Here is a 15822-nt window from a genome sequence, read left to right as displayed (position 1 = left end):
ACTTGAGTTTCAAGAAGACGTGCGCGTCACATTTTGACGCGCACGCGCATAATTTACTTCATCGTAAACTCGGCAGCCCAGGCGTGCCTAGAGAGGTCAGTGACCCTGGAAGTAGCTGTACAGACCGCACCACCGCTAGGGGTTGCGGTTCGGGTCCACTTCGGCACCCGAACGCCACCCGCAGCCGGAAGTTTGCTAAATGTCGTAGAGAACACGCAGGTCTTGCCGCCCATCACGTAGCGAACATTGGCGTAGCTTGTGTCTGGCGAAATAGTACTTTGTACTGTGTAGGTATTGGACCCGCCAGCTTCCACCTTTTGGCTGATAGGGGACCTCGCATTTCGCTGTGTAGACATTTCGTTGCTCGTAACAACGGTATATTCAGCCGCCTCGGTTCCCAGGTTTTTAAAGGTTACTGTCACAGGCGGGCCTGCCTGTGCCGTAGCGGCCGCTGTCATCACGGCGAGGGCAAGGGCGGGCAGTAAGATTTTAGTTGCTTTCATGAGTACTATTCCTTGTTAAGTTATTAACTTCATCTTGTTTGCGGTGCAGCAATCAAAAGGCGAAAGGCGACGACCGCTTGTAAGTGGAGGATATGTTTCAGGTTTGGATCGAAAGATATAATTATATATGGCTCGCGAATTGATCGCGCAGGTCAGATAGCAGGCTTCCAGGTTGAGCAATAGTTAAGAATAAGGCTGTTTTTGAATTACCAGCGAGTTCCTGTAACTAATCCGAAACTGAGGCTTGAGTCAATACCTTAATGGTTCGTTATCTGGCATATTGTCTTTCCTACACAGAGGATGACCGGAGCCCTCAGTCAATGCCCGACATACAGATCAAGCGTTTCGAACCCGACGACCAACAAGGTGTGATCGACGTCATCGTGCCGATCCAGCGTGAAGAGTTCGGCATTGCGATCACCGCCGAAGATCAGCCGGATCTGAAAGCGATTCCGGATTTCTACCAGAGCGGGACGGGCGACTTCTGGGTTGCCAAGGCAGGCGAGCAGGTGATCGGCACCATCGGTCTCAAGGACATCGGTTCAGGCCAGGCAGCGCTGCGCAAAATGTTTGTCGACGCCGAGTACCGAGGCCGGGAGTTCGGCGTTGCTACCCAGCTGCTGCACCGTCTGATTGAAGATGCTCGGCATCGCGGCGTGAAGGACATCTTCCTCGGCACCACCGACAAATTCCTCGCCGCCCACCGCTTCTATGAAAAGCACGGCTTCACCGAAGTCGCGAAAGAAACGTTGCCCGCCAGCTTCCCGCTGATGGCCGTAGACAGCAAGTTCTACGTGCTGAGCCTGTAGGTCCGTCGTGCACTTTTGTGGGAGCGGACAAGTCCGCCCCACAGCCATGGGCCAGGCATCACAGCGGATTGAATGAACCTTGCAGGAGCATCTGTTTGCACCTACCCAGAGTAGGAGCGCGCTTGCCCGCGACAGCCGCAACGCGCTGTCTCTGAAACTCCACGTCAATCGAAGTCGCCTGCAAGCTCTCCATCGATTCAGCGCGAACCACCGAATTCACAAGTTTTCACAACCTGCCTTGCCCCTGCGGCAGCCCTTGTTTCCAGCCGCTTGGGCGGCGCTGCATATCCAATTCGCCATCATTTTTTGGGTTCAGTAGACCCGAAGCGCGTCATGGAACGTTCATAGAGACCCGTTTTCATGTGCTGGCACAGCGACCAGTGCCCTGCCTGGGGCAAGGCATGGCCGGTGCGAATCAGGAGAGCTGCCTCTCTCACCCACATATTTGCCAGTTCAGCCAGTAGCAACGTTTGCGCCCGGCCCGGGAAGGCTTCGGCAGCTACTGTACTTTTCTGGCGTCCTGCAAAAGGAGTAGACAATGACCGTCAAGCCAGCGGGCAATACAGACGTCGATTCGAAAGGAGGCTCGGACTCCGTCACTGCCTGGGAACAAGCCGCGCAACAAGCCAAGGATGTCGGCATCCGCTGGGAAAGGCCCGCGGACGATCAGCGCTCTGCGCAGGACATCATCAAGGACTCACCCATCCTCAAAAACCTCGGCAACCAGGGCGGGGTGAAAGACAAGCTCAAGGAACGTGTCGGAGACTTCGAAAAAGACCCGGACGCCGCCTATCGCGCTGTCCAGGTTCTGGAGCACGTCGAGAAGTTCGATGACAAAGGCAACCGCCTGGTCGGTGGCGATGTCGACAATGGGCAGATCAACGGCTTCAACAAGAAAGGCAAGGCCAAGGACGGCAGTGAAGCCGATCGCCTGAAGGATTTTGGTGAACATGGTTTTGCCAATCTCAAGGGCGAACTCAATCACATCAGCGATGCGCCGGATAACACCAAGGCCCGTGAGCAGGCGGAGAAACTGGGCATCGTCTGGGAGCTGCCAGTCAACGACAAGCGCACCGCGCAGGAGATCATCGACGGCGATCCATTGCTGAAGAATCTGGGCAACCAGAGCGGTGTGCGAGACATGCTCAAGGAGCGTGTCGGTGATTTCGAAAAAGATCCGGATGCCGCCTATCGAGCGTCCCAGGTGCTGGAGCATATCGAAACCCACGATGGAGACGGCAAGGTCCTCACCGGTGGCGATGTCGGCAACGGCAGCATCAACGGCATGACCAAAGGCGGCGAAGCCAAACACGGTACTGAAGCCGGTCGTTTGCAGGATTTTGGCAAGTACGGCTTCGAATCGCTCAAGGGCCCTGAACTGACCGAAGACGACAAGATCGATTTCGCCCGCGAGAAAGCCGGGCTGCCGCCAGCGAGCGAGGTGGACATCGGTAATCTGGAAACCACCACGGCGGATCCCAACGACAAGAATGCCAAGCTGACGGTTAATGAGATGACTTGGCAGACCCTGATGAAGGATTGGAAAGCCGGCATCGACAACGGCACCATCTCCAAGGACGACGACCGCGCCAAACTTTATAACGCTTTGCGCGCCCAGGCGGCGAGCGAGAACGGCATGGACATGGTGGTGCTGGACATCTCCATGGGCCAGAGCACCGAAAAAGCCACCGGCAAGGATTTCTCCACAATTATCGACCGCACCAAGGTCGACGAACAGGTCGCCAGCCTGTTCGGCTCCGAAAGTGTGCAGAAGGATTTTCAGGCTCAGCAAGGCAAGGCGATAGACGCTTTGCCCGACAAGGACGGCGTTCGGGAAAAGCTGGAGAACATGGCATTTTCCGAGGAGTACTCCCGCTACCTGGCCGAGCTCAAGGAAAACGGTCAGGCCAAGATGGCCGAAGCGGATATCGCCAAGACTTACGCGTCACTGGCTGCGTTCGATCCGGAAAAAGCCGCGCAGTTTTCGCAGCACCTGATGGTCGCGTCCACAACCATGGATCTGGACAAGCTGATGGCCGACCCATCGCTGATCAGCGCTGACAACACGGCATTGGCGACTCAGGACACTATCAAAACGCTGCTGACCGCCCTGAAGAAGGGCGGGATCGACATGACCCGTCGGACCGTTGAAACCGAGCGCTTCGTTCAGGAGTTTCTTGGCGACAAGCAGACTGCCAAGGCCTTCGGCGATGCCCTGCAAGAGCTGGGCGCCACCTTCGCCAAGAACGGCACCATCACCGCGGGCGACATCGACAAGGTCATGGGCAAGGACATCTATAAAACCCTGGGCGAGGGCGCGCACGGCAGCATGCTCAAGGCCATCACCGAGCTCAACGGCAATGGGGCGCTGGGCTCGGTCGGCGGGCTGATTTCCCTGGCGTCGGGCATTTACCAGCTTGCCGGCAAAGGCGGCACGCTCGCCGATACCCCGGAAGAGCGATTGGCCGTCGCCAAGGACTTCGTCAGCGTGCTGGGCGCCGGTCAGCATTTCGTCAATCTGGGCAGCACTATCTTCGACAAGGTGAACGGCACCAACGTCAACCAGATGCTGGGCCTGGACAAGTCGTTGCCGCAGATTTTCGGCAAGGACATTCCGGAAGGTTCCGGCAGGAACATGAGCCTGGTGGAAGGCGACCTGAAGAAGATTTTCGAAGGCTTCAACACCGCCATCGATGCCGCGCCGGTCGCGGACAAGGAAAAGCTCGCCAGCAAACTGGACCTCACACCCGAGCAATGGACCAAGCTCAACGAAGGATTCCGTGACGGGTTTGCCAAGAACCCTGGGCTCAACGGCAGCACGCCAACCACGCGCGGCGTTTCGGCGTTCTTGCGGGTCATGGATGCCGGCGCCAACACCTTTACCGGCGTCGCCGACCTGGTGCTGGGCGGCCTGAAGATCAAGTCCGGGCTGGCCAGCAACGACAAGGTGGCCGTGGCACAGGGCGCAATTACCGTGGCGGCGGGGGCCTTCAACGTTGCGGGTGGCGGTGCACAAATGGCCGCGGTCATGGGTGCCAATGCCGCGCGCGCCTTCGCGGGGCCGCTGTTGTGGGCCGGTGCTGCGTTGACCGTCGCACTGACCCCGTTCCTGATCGTCGAGGACATCAAGCACAACAATCGCATGGACGCGCATCGTGACGACCTTGAGAAGCTGTTCAAGGAACTCGACGCTCAAGGGCTGCTGACCAAGGATGGCCTGGAGCGCTTCGAATTCCTCGACGAGTACATGTACAACTACGGCCAGCGCGACGCGCCGGATGACAAGAGCGTGTTCGAGTACCGTGGCGATGAATACAAGTTCTACGCCAACGAAGGCCACCTGCCCGAGGAAGGCTTCGACAAGGTCGCACACCATGATTTCGAAGGCGACGGTGCGAATCTGGATACGCAGATGAGTTAGGTTTCACCAACAGACCGGCCAGGTAAAAACCTGGCGGCCGGCCTGACGTCGGGGCACAACACCTGCCCCGACATAACTGCGCTCAGAGCACCTTTCCCGGGTTCATCAAACCGTCAGGGTCCAGCGCCTGCTTGAGGGTGCGCATCAACTCCAGTTCCAGCGGGGCCTTGTAGCGCTGCGCGGCATCCCGCTTGGCCTGACCCAGCCCGTGTTCGGCGCTGATGCTGCCTGCAAACCCAACCGTGGCCTCGTAAATAACGTTCGTGATCGCTTCGGCCTGTACTTTGAACGGCGCATCGTCGGTGCCTACCGGTTTGCTGATGTTGTAATGCAGATTGCCGTCGCCCACATGGCCGTAGGCAACGATACGCACGTCCGGGAAGGTCTGCAGCAGTTTGCGGTCGGTTGTCTCGATAAAGGTCGGGATCTGGCTGACCGGCACAGTGATGTCGTGCTTGAGACTTGGCCCTTCGTGGTTCTGCGCTTCAGATATTCCTTCGCGCAATGCCCACAGCGCGGCGACTTGGGTTTCGTTGCTGGCGACGACAGCGTCGAGTGCTTCGCCCTGTTCGAGCGCAACGCCCAGACCGTCCTCAAGCATTTGCGCCAGCGGCGCGTCGGCCAGGGTATCGCTGAGTTCGATCAAGACGTACCAGGGGTGAGGCGTATCGAAAAGATCGTTGCATCCGGTGACATGGCGCAGCACGAACTCGACACTTTGCCGCGACATCAGCTCGAAGCCCGTCAAGCGGTCGCCGCACAGCGCGCGCATGCGGCTGAACAGGTCGACTGCGGCTTGTGGCGAGGGCAGGGCCACCCACGCGGTGGTCAGGCTGCGAACGGCTGGAAACAGTTTGAGCACTGCGGCAGTGATAATGCCCAGCGTACCTTCCGAGCCAATGAAAAGATGCTTGAGGTCGTAGCCGGTATTATCTTTGCGCAACCCCCGCAAGCCATCCCAGACGCGACCGTCGGCCAGCACCACTTCCAGCCCCAGGGTAAGATCGCGCATGTTGCCATAGCGCAACACCGCAGTGCCCCCAGCGTTGGTCGCCAGGTTGCCGCCGACGGTGCAACTGCCCTCCGCACCCAGCGACAGCGGGAACAGGCGGCCCGCTTCGGCGGCGGCCTTCTGCAAATTTCGCAGGATCAAGCCAGCTTCAACGGTGATGGTTTCGTTGGCCGGGTCAATGGCGCGAATGGCGGTCATGCGCGTCAAGGACAGCACAATCTGATCGCCTGAGTCATCCGGGATCGAGCCGCCGCACAAACCGGTATTGCCGCCCTGAGGTACGAGCGCCACACCCGCTTCTCGACACAGGTGCACTACCTGCGCGACTTCGTCGGTGTTCGCCGGACGCACCACCAGCGCAGCCTGTCCGCGATAGGCGTTACGCCAGTCAGTCAAGTAGCTCTGCATCCGCTCCGGATCGTGGATCAGGCCGGCTTGGCCAACGACTCGTTCGAGTGCCTGCGTCAATGCTTCGCTGAGATGGCTCATGACACGCTCCTTTCTTGTTTTTGGTATCAATCAGACAGAGGCGGGATCAGCGCCCATTTGAGCGGAACCTGTTTGGCACCCGTACTGTATTTACTGGCTAAGTTATCGTACGACTACGGCCAATGTCACCGACTGGCTCACTCGACCGAACACCAGAGCGCACGTCTGATCCGCATTGACACCGTTTGGGGCGCTTGGTAAAACCTAGCGAAGTCATACGACAACATATGACATCACAATAATAAAAACCGAGGCTCAGTAATGCTGACGACCCTCTGTGCATATCTTCAAAGTTCTCATCGCCCTCTCCCGCGACTATATGGGCCAAGGCTTTCAGCCATTTGGTCTACACAGCCCCGGCGCGGCGCGCCTTTATCAGTGCCCCTCTTCCAGAAAACGACGCTTCGCACACCTTCGCGGCAGCTACGCTTTCGCTCGGCCGGTCTTCGGTTGAATCTTGCGACATCGGTCGTGAAACACACCTTGAAACACTTCGCCACCGGTTTATCCGATGACGTGAAAACCAGCAGTTTCTGCCCAACCATGAGTTCGGTCAGCTTTCCCAACCCCGGAGCACTCAGATGATAAAAACAATTCGCGCCTCCCTCCTTTCTGCCGTTGTCGGCGTCGGGGCCATCGCCTCACACAATGTCGCATCAGCTGCTGACGTTAAATGGCCGACCCGGCCCGTGCAGGTTGTTGTGATCGCCAATCCAGGCGGTGACACCGACTTCAACGCACGCATGATGGCCAAGTATTTCAACAAGATCACAGGCAAGAACATGGTCGTGACCAACGTTGCCGGTGGCGGCGGTACGCTGGCCGCAGAACAGGTCAAAAGCGCAGCGGCGGATGGCAACACAATTCTGTTCACACACCCGGGGCAATTGATCGTCAACGAGGTTGCCGGACTGTCCGATGACAGCTTCGAAGCCTTCGACGTAGCGTGCATCGCCGGCGTGGATAAAGGCGCGGTGTTCGTGGCCTCTACGCAGTCCGGTGTTACCAGCCTCAAGGACTTGATCGCCAAGGCCAAGGCCAAGCCGGAAAGCGTCACCTACGGCACCGAGATGGGTAACTTTTCTCATATCCAGGGCCTGATGTTCGAGAAGATCACCGGCGTCAAACTCAAGATGGTCGACGCTGGCACCGTCTCGGAAAAAGTCGTGGCGCTACTGGGCGCCCGTATCGACCTGGGCGCGATCAGCTACGGTTCGGTTCAGGATTACGTCAACGGCGGCCAGATGGTCGCGCTGGGTCAACCCAACAACGAGCGTAACGCCATGCTCGGCGACATCCCGACCTTCAAGGAGCAGGGCGTCGACTTCACCATCGACAAGCCTTACGTCGTTGCCTTCCCGAAGGGCACTGACGCCGCGATCGTGGGCAAGATGGCCGACATCATGAAGCAGATCAGCGAAATGCCCGAATACGCCGAGGAATTGAAGAAATTCAAACAGCCGGTCGCCTACTACGGCACTGATGAGTCCAGAAAAATCCTTGCCAAGACCCGCGAAGACTTTATGCAGTTCAAGGACGCTCTGCGCGCCAAGTAAGACCCCGATGCTGGCCGGCGGGAGGCCGGTCAGCATCACCCGGCCTATTCCAAGAGGTTCCCCATGGCTACCTATAAGAAAAAAGAGCTGATTGTCGGGTTTGTCATGCTCGGCACCGCGCTCGGCTATCTGCTGATGACGCTCAAACTCCCGGGACACTCCGGCATCGACGCGGCGTTCGTTCCAATGCTGCTGGCGGTGATGCTCTGCCTGCTTGCCGGCATTCAGATCTTCACTGCATTCGGCACGCCGCAGGCACCGGCGGACGGTGTTCCGCATGTCGATGACGAGGCCCCGCGCAGCGCAGTCGACGTGCCCACCGTGGTCAAGACGCTGGCGCTGATCGTGGGCTATATCGCGCTGATGAATCCGGTAGGTTTCCCAATCATGACGGCGATTTACCTGTACCTGCAGTTCATCGTTCTGACGCCGCTTGATCACAAGGTCGGACACCTGAGCTATGCCGCGATTGCGGTACTGACCTCCGTCGCCATTTATCTACTCTTCCGCGAGGCCTTCGATCTGATGCTGCCCGCCGGCCTGACGAACTTCTAGGGGTATCGACCATGCTCGACTTGTTGCAGCAAGGCTTCGGTAACGTCTTCTCACTCAACATCATGCTGGTGATGGCCATTGGCGTGGCCGTGGGTATCGTCTTCGGTGCCGTGCCGGGGCTGTCCGCCACCATGGCGGTGGCGTTGTGCTTGCCGCTGACCTTCACTATGGGACCTGAGGCAGGGCTTTCGTTATTGGTAGCGTTGTTCATCGGCGCCACCTCGGGAGGACTGATCTCGGCGATCCTGCTGAAAATTCCCGGAACGCCTTCCTCGATCGCCACGGTGTTCGACGGCGGCCCGTTAATGGAGCAGGGCCACGGCGTCAAGGCGCTGGGTATCGGCATTGTGTTTTCGTTCCTGGGCACTCTGTTCAGCATCGCGGCGTTAATGTCCATCGCTCCGCAGCTTGCCAAGGTCGCCTTGCGATTCGGCCCGCACGAATACTTCGCCATCGCGGTATTTTCGCTGACCCTGATTGCCACGCTGTCCGCCGGCTCCATGGCCAAAGGACTATTCGCCGGTGCCCTGGGCTTTGCCGTGTCCACCGTGGGCATTGCGCCGGTGGAAGCGATTCGCCGCTTTACCTTCGGTTTCGCCGAGCTCAACGGCGGCTTCTCCATGCTCACGGTCATGATTGGCATGTTCGCCGTGGCCGAGGTCATCAAGCTTGCTGAAAGCGGTCGCCACGCCACTCAAGGCAAGGCGCGTTCGGTCAGCATGAAGAACATCAAGGGCTTCGGATTTTCGCTCAAAGAGTTTCGTGAACAAATTCCCAACGCGTTCCGCTCCGGCCTGATCGGGCTGGGCATCGGCATTCTGCCGGGCATTGGCGCCGGCACCTCGAACCTGGTGGCGTACATCATTGCCAAGAAACGCGCCAAGGACCCGGAGTCTTACGGCAAAGGCAATATCGGCGGTGTGGTCGCCAGTGAAACAGCCAACAACGCCGGTATCGGCGGGGCGATGATGCCGTTGATGACCTTGGGCATTCCCGGCGACACCGTGACCGCGATCATGCTGGGCGGCTTCCTGATTCACGGCATCCAGCCAGGTCCCTTGCTGTTCATCAGCCAAGGGCCATTGGTGTATACCATCTTCGCCGCTCTGATCGTCGCCACATTCATGATGCTGTTCATGGAGTTCTACGGGCTGCGCCTGTTTATCAAACTGCTGGATGTACCCAAGCACATTCTGCTGCCGATCATCCTGGTGCTTTGCGTAGTCGGTGCCTTCGGGCTGTCCAGCCGCCTGTTCGATGTCTGGTCGATCCTGGTGTTCGGCGTGCTCGGCTATGCGTTCGTCAAGGCAGGCATGCCAGCCGCGCCCTTCATCATCGGCTTCATCCTCGGGCCGATGGCCGAAACCAACCTGCGTCGTGGACTGATGCTGTCGGATGGCAATTTCATGGCCTTCCTGGCGAACCCTATCGCCGCATCGTTCCTTGGATTGGCTGCGGCCTTCATCGTCTGGCAGGTGGTCAGCGCGATGCGTCCGAAGAAGAGTGCAATCGACGAGATCCTGCGTTCCTGATCCCGCTTGATGCATCTGAAAATGAAAGGCCCCGAGCAGAGTGCTTGGGGCCTTTTGCATCTGCCCCAACGAACACCATGAAGCCGTGTGGAGGTGATCAAGCATTTCCAGGAACAGACTTTATTCAAGGCAATGCCGGCGGTCAGCCGGACCCGGCGCCGCAATATTCCATCAAGCTGACCAGCGACGGCGTTGAAGAAGCGAAAAAGCTGGACGTGTAACCTCGGAATGAAATCCGGGCGGGCTGATCTGTGCCTGCCCAGACTTGCTTGTTCGGCGCGCCCGCGTACGGGTCAGGAATCGGACGGTGCGTTGCTACCTGAACCCTCAGCTCCGTGTTGGGCGAACAGCTCGGCTCCCGTCAGCTTGCGGGCGTCACCGCCAAAGCTGTAAAAGCCTGGCTTTTCCTCAATAAAGACTTCCATAGCCAACGCCCACGGCTGGCCGTTGTCATCAAACAACCCGACCGGGATGCCGTAGAAACTGTCGCTTTTCAAACGGTAGAACAGGTGACTTCCGCACTGTGCACAGAATCCGCGCTCGGCCCAGTCCGAAGAAGCGTGGACCCGCACCTGGCTTGAGTCCTCGAAGCGAGGCGGAGTATGAGTTTCAACCATCATCGATGCTCCGCCCCATCTGCGACACATGTCGCAGTGGCAAACACCAACCTGATGGTTTTCCAGCGTTACCTCGAATTTCACGGCGCCGCACAGGCAGTGGCCCTGTTCGCTGCTCATGGGATCTGTCCTCCATCGAAATGCGCCAGCGTTCGGTTACGCCAGCCGGCCGAATCAGCATAGCTCGGCCATCCGGCTCAAGGCAGGCTTTGGCTGGGCGAATATCGACAGCAGCAGCGATATGCGTCTGGTACGGGAGATTGAATTCAGGAGTTTTGCGCGGTGCCGGAATGCTGGTGGAACCCGGAGGGTTCTTGAGTATTGGCAGCCCTTTGGGACCAAAGGGAAAGAAGATGGCGCACCCGGCGGGATTCGAACCCACGACCCCTGCCTTCGGAGGGCAGTACTCTATCCAGCTGAGCTACGGGTGCAACGCGGGCGCCATAATACTCATCTGGGGTGCGGGCGTCCATGCTGGCGAGCGGCTGTTGTTGATTTGCACGTTTTTCGTTCGGGCGCGCTTTGATCTGTTGCCAGTCGCTCAAGGAAAGCTGCGTTCTTTTTTTCGAACGGGCTATTGTCCTTTCGCCCAGCAGTCCCTAGGATTCGTTTGACATTTCAAACGCTCATGTTCGGGTTTTCCGCTATTTGCGATGTGCGTCGCAGGGCCGATGAATGTTTTCCTGGTGGTGGCCTCCAAAGAGGTTCATCGAAACCGATAGTTCGCTCCGCCCACGCGCGGTGCTGTTTAGGAGGCCGACATGCAGCTCAAAGATTCCAGACTGTTCCGCCAGCAAGCCTACATCAATGGTCAATGGCTGGATGCGGACAGTGGTCAGTCGATCAAGGTCAACAACCCGGCAACCAACGAGATTCTCGGCAGCGTACCCAAGATGGGTGCAGCGGAAACCCGTCGCGCCATTGAAGCGGCCGACAAGGCCTTGCCGGCCTGGCGCGCACTGACTGCCAAAGAGCGCGGTAACAAGCTGCGCCGCTGGTACGAATTGATGATCGAAAACCAGGACGACCTGGCCCAGCTGATGACCCTGGAACAGGGCAAGCCGCTCGCTGAGTCCAAGGGTGAAATCGCTTACGCGGCGTCCTTCATCGAGTGGTTCGCCGAGGAAGCCAAGCGCGTCTACGGCGACGTGATTCCGGGCCACCAGCCCGACAAGCGCCTGATCGTGCTCAAGCAGCCGATTGGCGTGACGGCCGCCATTACGCCGTGGAACTTCCCTGCGGCGATGATCACCCGCAAGGCCGGCCCCGCGCTGGCCGCTGGCTGCACCATGGTCCTCAAGCCCGCTTCGCAGACTCCGTATTCGGCCCTGGCCCTGGCTGAACTGGCCGAGCGCGCCGGCATCCCGGCTGGCGTGTTCAGCGTAGTGACCGGCAGCGCTGGCGAAGTTGGTGCCGAGCTGACCGGCAACCCGATCGTGCGCAAACTGTCGTTCACCGGTTCGACCGAAATCGGTCGCCAACTGATGGCCGAGTGCGCTAACGACATCAAGAAAGTCTCGCTGGAACTGGGCGGCAACGCGCCCTTCATCGTGTTTGACGATGCCGACCTGGACAAGGCGGTCGACGGCGCGATCATCTCCAAGTACCGCAACAACGGCCAGACCTGCGTCTGCGCCAACCGCATCTATGTGCAGGACGGTGTCTACGACGCGTTCGCCGAGAAGCTGAAAGCGGCAGTCGCCAAGCTTAAGATTGGCAACGGGATGGAAGAGGGCACTACTACCGGCCCGCTGATCGACGAAAAGGCCGTGGCCAAGGTCAAGGAGCACATTGCAGACGCAGTCGGCAAAGGCGCGAAAGTGCTGGCTGGCGGCAACAGTATGGAAGGCAACTTCTTCGAGCCAACCATTCTGGTCAACGTCTCCAAGGACGCTGCCGTGGCCCGTGAGGAAACCTTCGGCCCGTTGGCGCCGCTGTTCCGCTTCAAGGATGAAGAAGAAGTGATCGCCATGGCTAACGACACCGAGTTCGGCCTGGCGTCGTACTTCTACGCCCAGAACATGAGCCGCGTGTTCCGTGTCGCCGAAGCGCTGGAGTACGGCATGGTCGGTATCAACACTGGCCTGATCTCCAATGAAGTCGCGCCGTTTGGCGGCATCAAGTCGTCGGGCCTGGGCCGCGAAGGCTCCAAGTACGGCATCGAAGACTATCTGGAAATCAAATACCTCTGCCTGTCGGTCTGACCCGCAAGTAGAGGTATTGCAGCCGATGGCGCGCGAGAGCGACGTGTCATCGGCCTTTTGCAGCATCCGCAACTTCTTGGTGGCTTGAAGGCTGCAGCAGTCGATCATCGTATGCTGTTGCAGTTGGCTCGGGCCGCTTGATCCTTGAACCACGCCGACCGATGAGCGGCGAATGAGGAAAACATGAGCAATACCAACGAATCCTTGATGCAACGCCGCCAGGCTGCCGTTCCACGCGGCGTTGGCCAGATCCACCCGATCTTCGCCGCCTCGGCCAAGAATTCCACCGTGACGGACGTCGAAGGTCGTGAGTTCATCGACTTTGCTGGCGGCATCGCAGTACTCAACACCGGCCACCTGCATCCGAAGATCATCGCGGCGGTGCAAGAGCAGCTCACCAAGCTCAGCCACACCTGCTTTCAGGTGCTGGCCTACGAGCCCTACGTCGAGCTGTGCGAAAAGATCAACGCCAAGGTGCCGGGCAATTTCGACAAGAAAACCCTGCTGGTCACCACCGGTTCCGAGGCGGTTGAAAACGCCGTCAAGATCGCCCGTGCCGCCACTGGCCGTGCCGGCGTGATCGCCTTCACCGGTGCTTACCATGGCCGCACCATGATGACCCTGGGCCTGACCGGCAAAGTCGTGCCTTACTCGGCCGGCATGGGCCTGATGCCGGGCGGTATCTTCCGTGCGCTGTATCCATGCGAGATGCATGGCGTGAGCGTTGATGATTCCATTGCCAGCATCGAGCGCATCTTCAAGAACGACGCCGAGCCCAAGGACATCGCCGCGATCATCATCGAACCGGTGCAGGGCGAAGGCGGCTTCTACGTCGCGCCCAAGGCGTTCATGCTGCGTCTGCGCGAGCTGTGCGACAAGCACGGCATTCTGTTGATCGCAGACGAAGTACAGACTGGCGCTGGCCGTACCGGTACCTTCTTCGCCATGGAACAGATGGGCGTTGCTCCCGACCTGACCACGTTTGCCAAGTCCATCGCCGGCGGCTTCCCGCTTGCGGGCGTGTGCGGCAAGGCCGAGTACATGGACGCCATCGCGCCCGGCGGCCTGGGCGGCACTTATGCGGGCAGCCCGGTGGCTTGCGCAGCGGCGCTGGCGGTGTTGGAAGTCTTCGAGGAAGAGCGCCTGCTCGACCGCTGCAAGGCTGTCGGCGAGCGTCTGGTTTCCGGCCTCAAGGCGATCCAGGCCAAGCACCCGGTGATCGGCGACGTACGTGCGCTTGGCGCGATGATCGCTGTCGAGCTGTTCGAAGGCGGCGACCCGCACAAGCCAAACGCCGCTGCCGTCGCTCAGGTGGTCGCCAAAGCGCGTGACAAGGGTTTGATCCTGCTGTCGTGTGGCACTTACGGCAACGTGCTGCGCGTGCTGGTGCCGTTGACCGCCGAGGATGCGTTGCTGGACAAAGGTCTGGCGATCATCGAAGAGTGCTTCGCTGAAATCGGCTGAAAACCGCCCGGTCGCAAATTGATTAATTTGTGACCAAACGACCAGAAAAAACCCGTTTCGGCGGGTTTTTTTTCGTCTGGATGGGGGTATTTCGTTCTTTTGGCTATATCCGAACGAAGGCTTTGGCTAAGGTGAACGCATCGATGTCGGAGAGCCCTGATGACTGCTGCAGCTTTGCCTGCTATCCCGCGCGTATTGATTGCCGAGTCCGATCCCTGGGTCCGTGAAACGCTGAGCGACCTGGTGCTGGGCGTGCGTGCCGATGTCGAACTGCAAATGTGCAACGATGGCAAGCAGGCAGTCGAGTGGCTGAAGAAGCAGGTGCCCGATCTGGTTATTGCCGCTCGGGAGCTGCCGGGTATCGACGGTCTGAGCCTGCTGCGTGGCGTGCGCAGCCTGCGCCGTCAGCCCGCAATTCCGTTCATCCTGATCAGCAATCGCAACGACAGCGCCAGTGTGCGTGAAGTCCTGCCTCTTGCGCCGACCGCCTACCTCACCAAGCCATTGAACACTGAAGGTCTGCGCCAGCGCCTCGAAGGCCTGCTGCTCGACCGTCGCGCGCCTGCATCAGGCGAAGTGCCCGCGCGGGTCCCAGCCCAGACCCTGAGCAAGTTTCTGGAAAAACGGCGGGACATTGCCGACGGGGCACCGCTTTTCGTTGATGTCCCCACAGCGCTGAAGCTCACCCAGAGCACAGCAGGCATCGACGCCACCCTGCTGGAGCAAGAGCTGCGCAACGATCCGCACGTCACCGCGGTGCTGATTGCCTCAGCAAACAGTGCAGCCCAGCACTTGGGCAAGCCGGTGCAGACGCTGGCCGGAGCAGTGTCGGTACTGGGTGCCGCACAAAGCGCGAATATCGCGTCGGGGCTGGCCAAAAAGCGCATGGCCGTGCTGACTGACGATGTATTGCTCGCCAGGGCCAGCCAGTTCTGGGCGCTTTCCCAACGCACAGCTGACTACGCGCGCATTCTTGCCGGGATGCTGGAACTGGATGTTGATCGGTGCTTTTGCGCCGGACTGTTGCAGTCACTTGGCGATCTGGCGGTACTGGGCTGTCTGCAGGAGTGGCTGGTGGCTGGCGGCGAGCTGAACGAAACAGTGGTCAATCAGATGCTTGAGCAATATTCGGCCGCCTTTGGTTCGGCGCTGCGTACTCGCTGGCGTCTGCCGCTCGAACTGCGCGAGCTGATCGCGGCGGTGTATCAATACAACACCGGGGTCTACACGCGAGAAGTTCTGGCCCTAAACCTTGCGGGACAGATGGCGCGGTTAGGCGAGCAGGAAAGTGTCACCGCACTCATCAAGAGCAAGCCCGCCAAGCTGTTGAAGCTGAGCGTCGGCGACTTGCAGCGGTTGCGCAAGAAACTGACGGGCGTGACAGATCCGAGCCTGTTGGCACCGGTGGTGGTGGAGCCGGTTGTTGAGGCGCAAGAGATCAATGCGGAGCAGGAGCCCGATCTGCTGGATCTGGCACCGGAAATGCCAGAGCAGGAACCGAAGGCGTAGTCATAGCCGCATGCTGTCCGTAGACCTTGCTGCCGCCGCGCGGCAGATCGCGGACAAGTCCGCTCCCACATGTATCGTCCTGACCCGTGGGAGGCAGCTTGCTGGCGATGAGGCCGGTACATCCGCCACAGCGCGACGACTGGGACAGAGC

Annotated in this window: 11 protein-coding genes and 1 tRNA gene; 8 read left to right on the top strand and 4 right to left on the bottom strand. The window is 59.3% G+C overall.

Features of this window, described 5'->3' with window-relative positions:
- Window positions 1-53: 53 nt before the first annotated feature.
- Complete coding sequence (locus J3P77_RS21060) at window positions 54-503, bottom strand: hypothetical protein (protein ID WP_434678497.1); 450 nt, start codon at window positions 501-503, stop codon at window positions 54-56.
- Window positions 504-823: 320 nt separating this feature from the next.
- Between J3P77_RS21060 and J3P77_RS21055 the strand changes: the two genes are divergently transcribed.
- Together J3P77_RS21055 and J3P77_RS21050 are read left to right on the top strand one after the other, a co-directional pair.
- Window positions 824-1312: a GNAT family N-acetyltransferase gene (locus J3P77_RS21055; RefSeq protein WP_434678496.1), complete on the top strand. Its 489-nt coding sequence runs from the start codon at window positions 824-826 to the stop codon at window positions 1310-1312.
- A gap of 538 nt (window positions 1313-1850) precedes the next feature.
- The gene (locus J3P77_RS21050; protein WP_434678495.1) at window positions 1851-4733 is read left to right on the top strand and encodes a hypothetical protein; all 2883 of its coding nucleotides are present in this window, start codon (window positions 1851-1853) and stop codon (window positions 4731-4733) included.
- 82 nt (window positions 4734-4815) lie between these two features.
- Here J3P77_RS21050 and J3P77_RS21045 read toward each other — a convergent pair whose 3' ends face one another.
- Window positions 4816-6234: an FAD-binding oxidoreductase gene (locus tag J3P77_RS21045; protein WP_434678494.1), complete on the bottom strand. Its 1419-nt coding sequence runs from the start codon at window positions 6232-6234 to the stop codon at window positions 4816-4818.
- A gap of 581 nt (window positions 6235-6815) precedes the next feature.
- Here J3P77_RS21045 and J3P77_RS21040 point away from each other — a divergent pair.
- The 3 genes from J3P77_RS21040 to J3P77_RS21030 all read left to right on the top strand — a co-directional run bounded on the left by J3P77_RS21040 (window position 6816) and on the right by J3P77_RS21030 (window position 9877).
- Entirely contained in the window at window positions 6816-7790 is a 975-nt protein-coding gene (locus J3P77_RS21040; RefSeq protein WP_434678493.1) for a tripartite tricarboxylate transporter substrate binding protein, read from the top strand.
- Between the two features lie 63 nt (window positions 7791-7853).
- Entirely contained in the window at window positions 7854-8345 is a 492-nt protein-coding gene (locus tag J3P77_RS21035) for a tripartite tricarboxylate transporter TctB family protein (protein WP_434678492.1), read from the top strand.
- Window positions 8346-8356: 11 nt separating this feature from the next.
- Complete coding sequence (locus J3P77_RS21030) at window positions 8357-9877, top strand: tripartite tricarboxylate transporter permease (protein WP_434678491.1); 1521 nt, start codon at window positions 8357-8359, stop codon at window positions 9875-9877.
- Window positions 9878-10170: 293 nt separating this feature from the next.
- Here the strand turns inward: J3P77_RS21030 and J3P77_RS21025 are convergent, their stop codons facing one another.
- Window positions 10171-10614: a GFA family protein gene (locus J3P77_RS21025; RefSeq protein WP_434678490.1), complete on the bottom strand. Its 444-nt coding sequence runs from the start codon at window positions 10612-10614 to the stop codon at window positions 10171-10173.
- Between the two features lie 234 nt (window positions 10615-10848).
- Window positions 10849-10925 (bottom strand) — tRNA-Arg (locus tag J3P77_RS21020).
- A 330-nt stretch (window positions 10926-11255) separates the two neighbouring features.
- On the opposite strand from J3P77_RS21020, the gene gabD reads away from it, so the two are divergent.
- The 3 genes from gabD to J3P77_RS21005 all read left to right on the top strand — a co-directional run bounded on the left by gabD (window position 11256) and on the right by J3P77_RS21005 (window position 15671).
- Window positions 11256-12698 carry an NADP-dependent succinate-semialdehyde dehydrogenase gene (gabD, locus tag J3P77_RS21015; RefSeq protein ID WP_434678489.1) on the top strand — a complete coding sequence of 481 codons (1443 nt, stop codon included), beginning with the start codon at window positions 11256-11258 and terminating at the stop codon, window positions 12696-12698.
- Between the two features lie 183 nt (window positions 12699-12881).
- Window positions 12882-14162 (top strand): 4-aminobutyrate--2-oxoglutarate transaminase, encoded by a 1281-nt coding sequence (gene gabT, locus J3P77_RS21010; RefSeq protein WP_434678488.1) that lies wholly within the window; start codon window positions 12882-12884, stop codon window positions 14160-14162.
- A 159-nt stretch (window positions 14163-14321) separates the two neighbouring features.
- Entirely contained in the window at window positions 14322-15671 is a 1350-nt protein-coding gene (locus J3P77_RS21005) for an HDOD domain-containing protein (protein ID WP_434678487.1), read from the top strand.
- Window positions 15672-15822: the final 151 nt, after the last annotated feature.

It is taken from the genome of Pseudomonas sp. R1-18, assembly GCF_051132095.1.
GTDB lineage: Bacteria > Pseudomonadota > Gammaproteobacteria > Pseudomonadales > Pseudomonadaceae > Aquipseudomonas.
The sequence above is the reverse complement of the archived record's forward strand: the minus strand, read 5'-3'. Positions and strand labels throughout refer to the sequence as shown.

Coding starts and splice junctions, on each gene's coding strand:
- J3P77_RS21050 (WP_434678495.1), top strand. CDS start 1,851: ATGACCGTCAAGCCAGCGGGCAATACAGACGTCGATTCGAAAGGAGGC.
- J3P77_RS21030 (WP_434678491.1), top strand. CDS start 8,357: ATGCTCGACTTGTTGCAGCAAGGCTTCGGTAACGTCTTCTCACTCAAC.
- J3P77_RS21060 (WP_434678497.1), bottom strand. CDS start 503: ATGAAAGCAACTAAAATCTTACTGCCCGCCCTTGCCCTCGCCGTGATG.
- J3P77_RS21055 (WP_434678496.1), top strand. CDS start 824: ATGCCCGACATACAGATCAAGCGTTTCGAACCCGACGACCAACAAGGT.
- J3P77_RS21040 (WP_434678493.1), top strand. CDS start 6,816: ATGATAAAAACAATTCGCGCCTCCCTCCTTTCTGCCGTTGTCGGCGTC.
- J3P77_RS21035 (WP_434678492.1), top strand. CDS start 7,854: ATGGCTACCTATAAGAAAAAAGAGCTGATTGTCGGGTTTGTCATGCTC.
- gabD (WP_434678489.1), top strand. CDS start 11,256: ATGCAGCTCAAAGATTCCAGACTGTTCCGCCAGCAAGCCTACATCAAT.
- gabT (WP_434678488.1), top strand. CDS start 12,882: ATGAGCAATACCAACGAATCCTTGATGCAACGCCGCCAGGCTGCCGTT.
- J3P77_RS21005 (WP_434678487.1), top strand. CDS start 14,322: ATGACTGCTGCAGCTTTGCCTGCTATCCCGCGCGTATTGATTGCCGAG.
- J3P77_RS21045 (WP_434678494.1), bottom strand. CDS start 6,234: ATGAGCCATCTCAGCGAAGCATTGACGCAGGCACTCGAACGAGTCGTT.
- J3P77_RS21025 (WP_434678490.1), bottom strand. CDS start 10,614: ATGAGCAGCGAACAGGGCCACTGCCTGTGCGGCGCCGTGAAATTCGAG.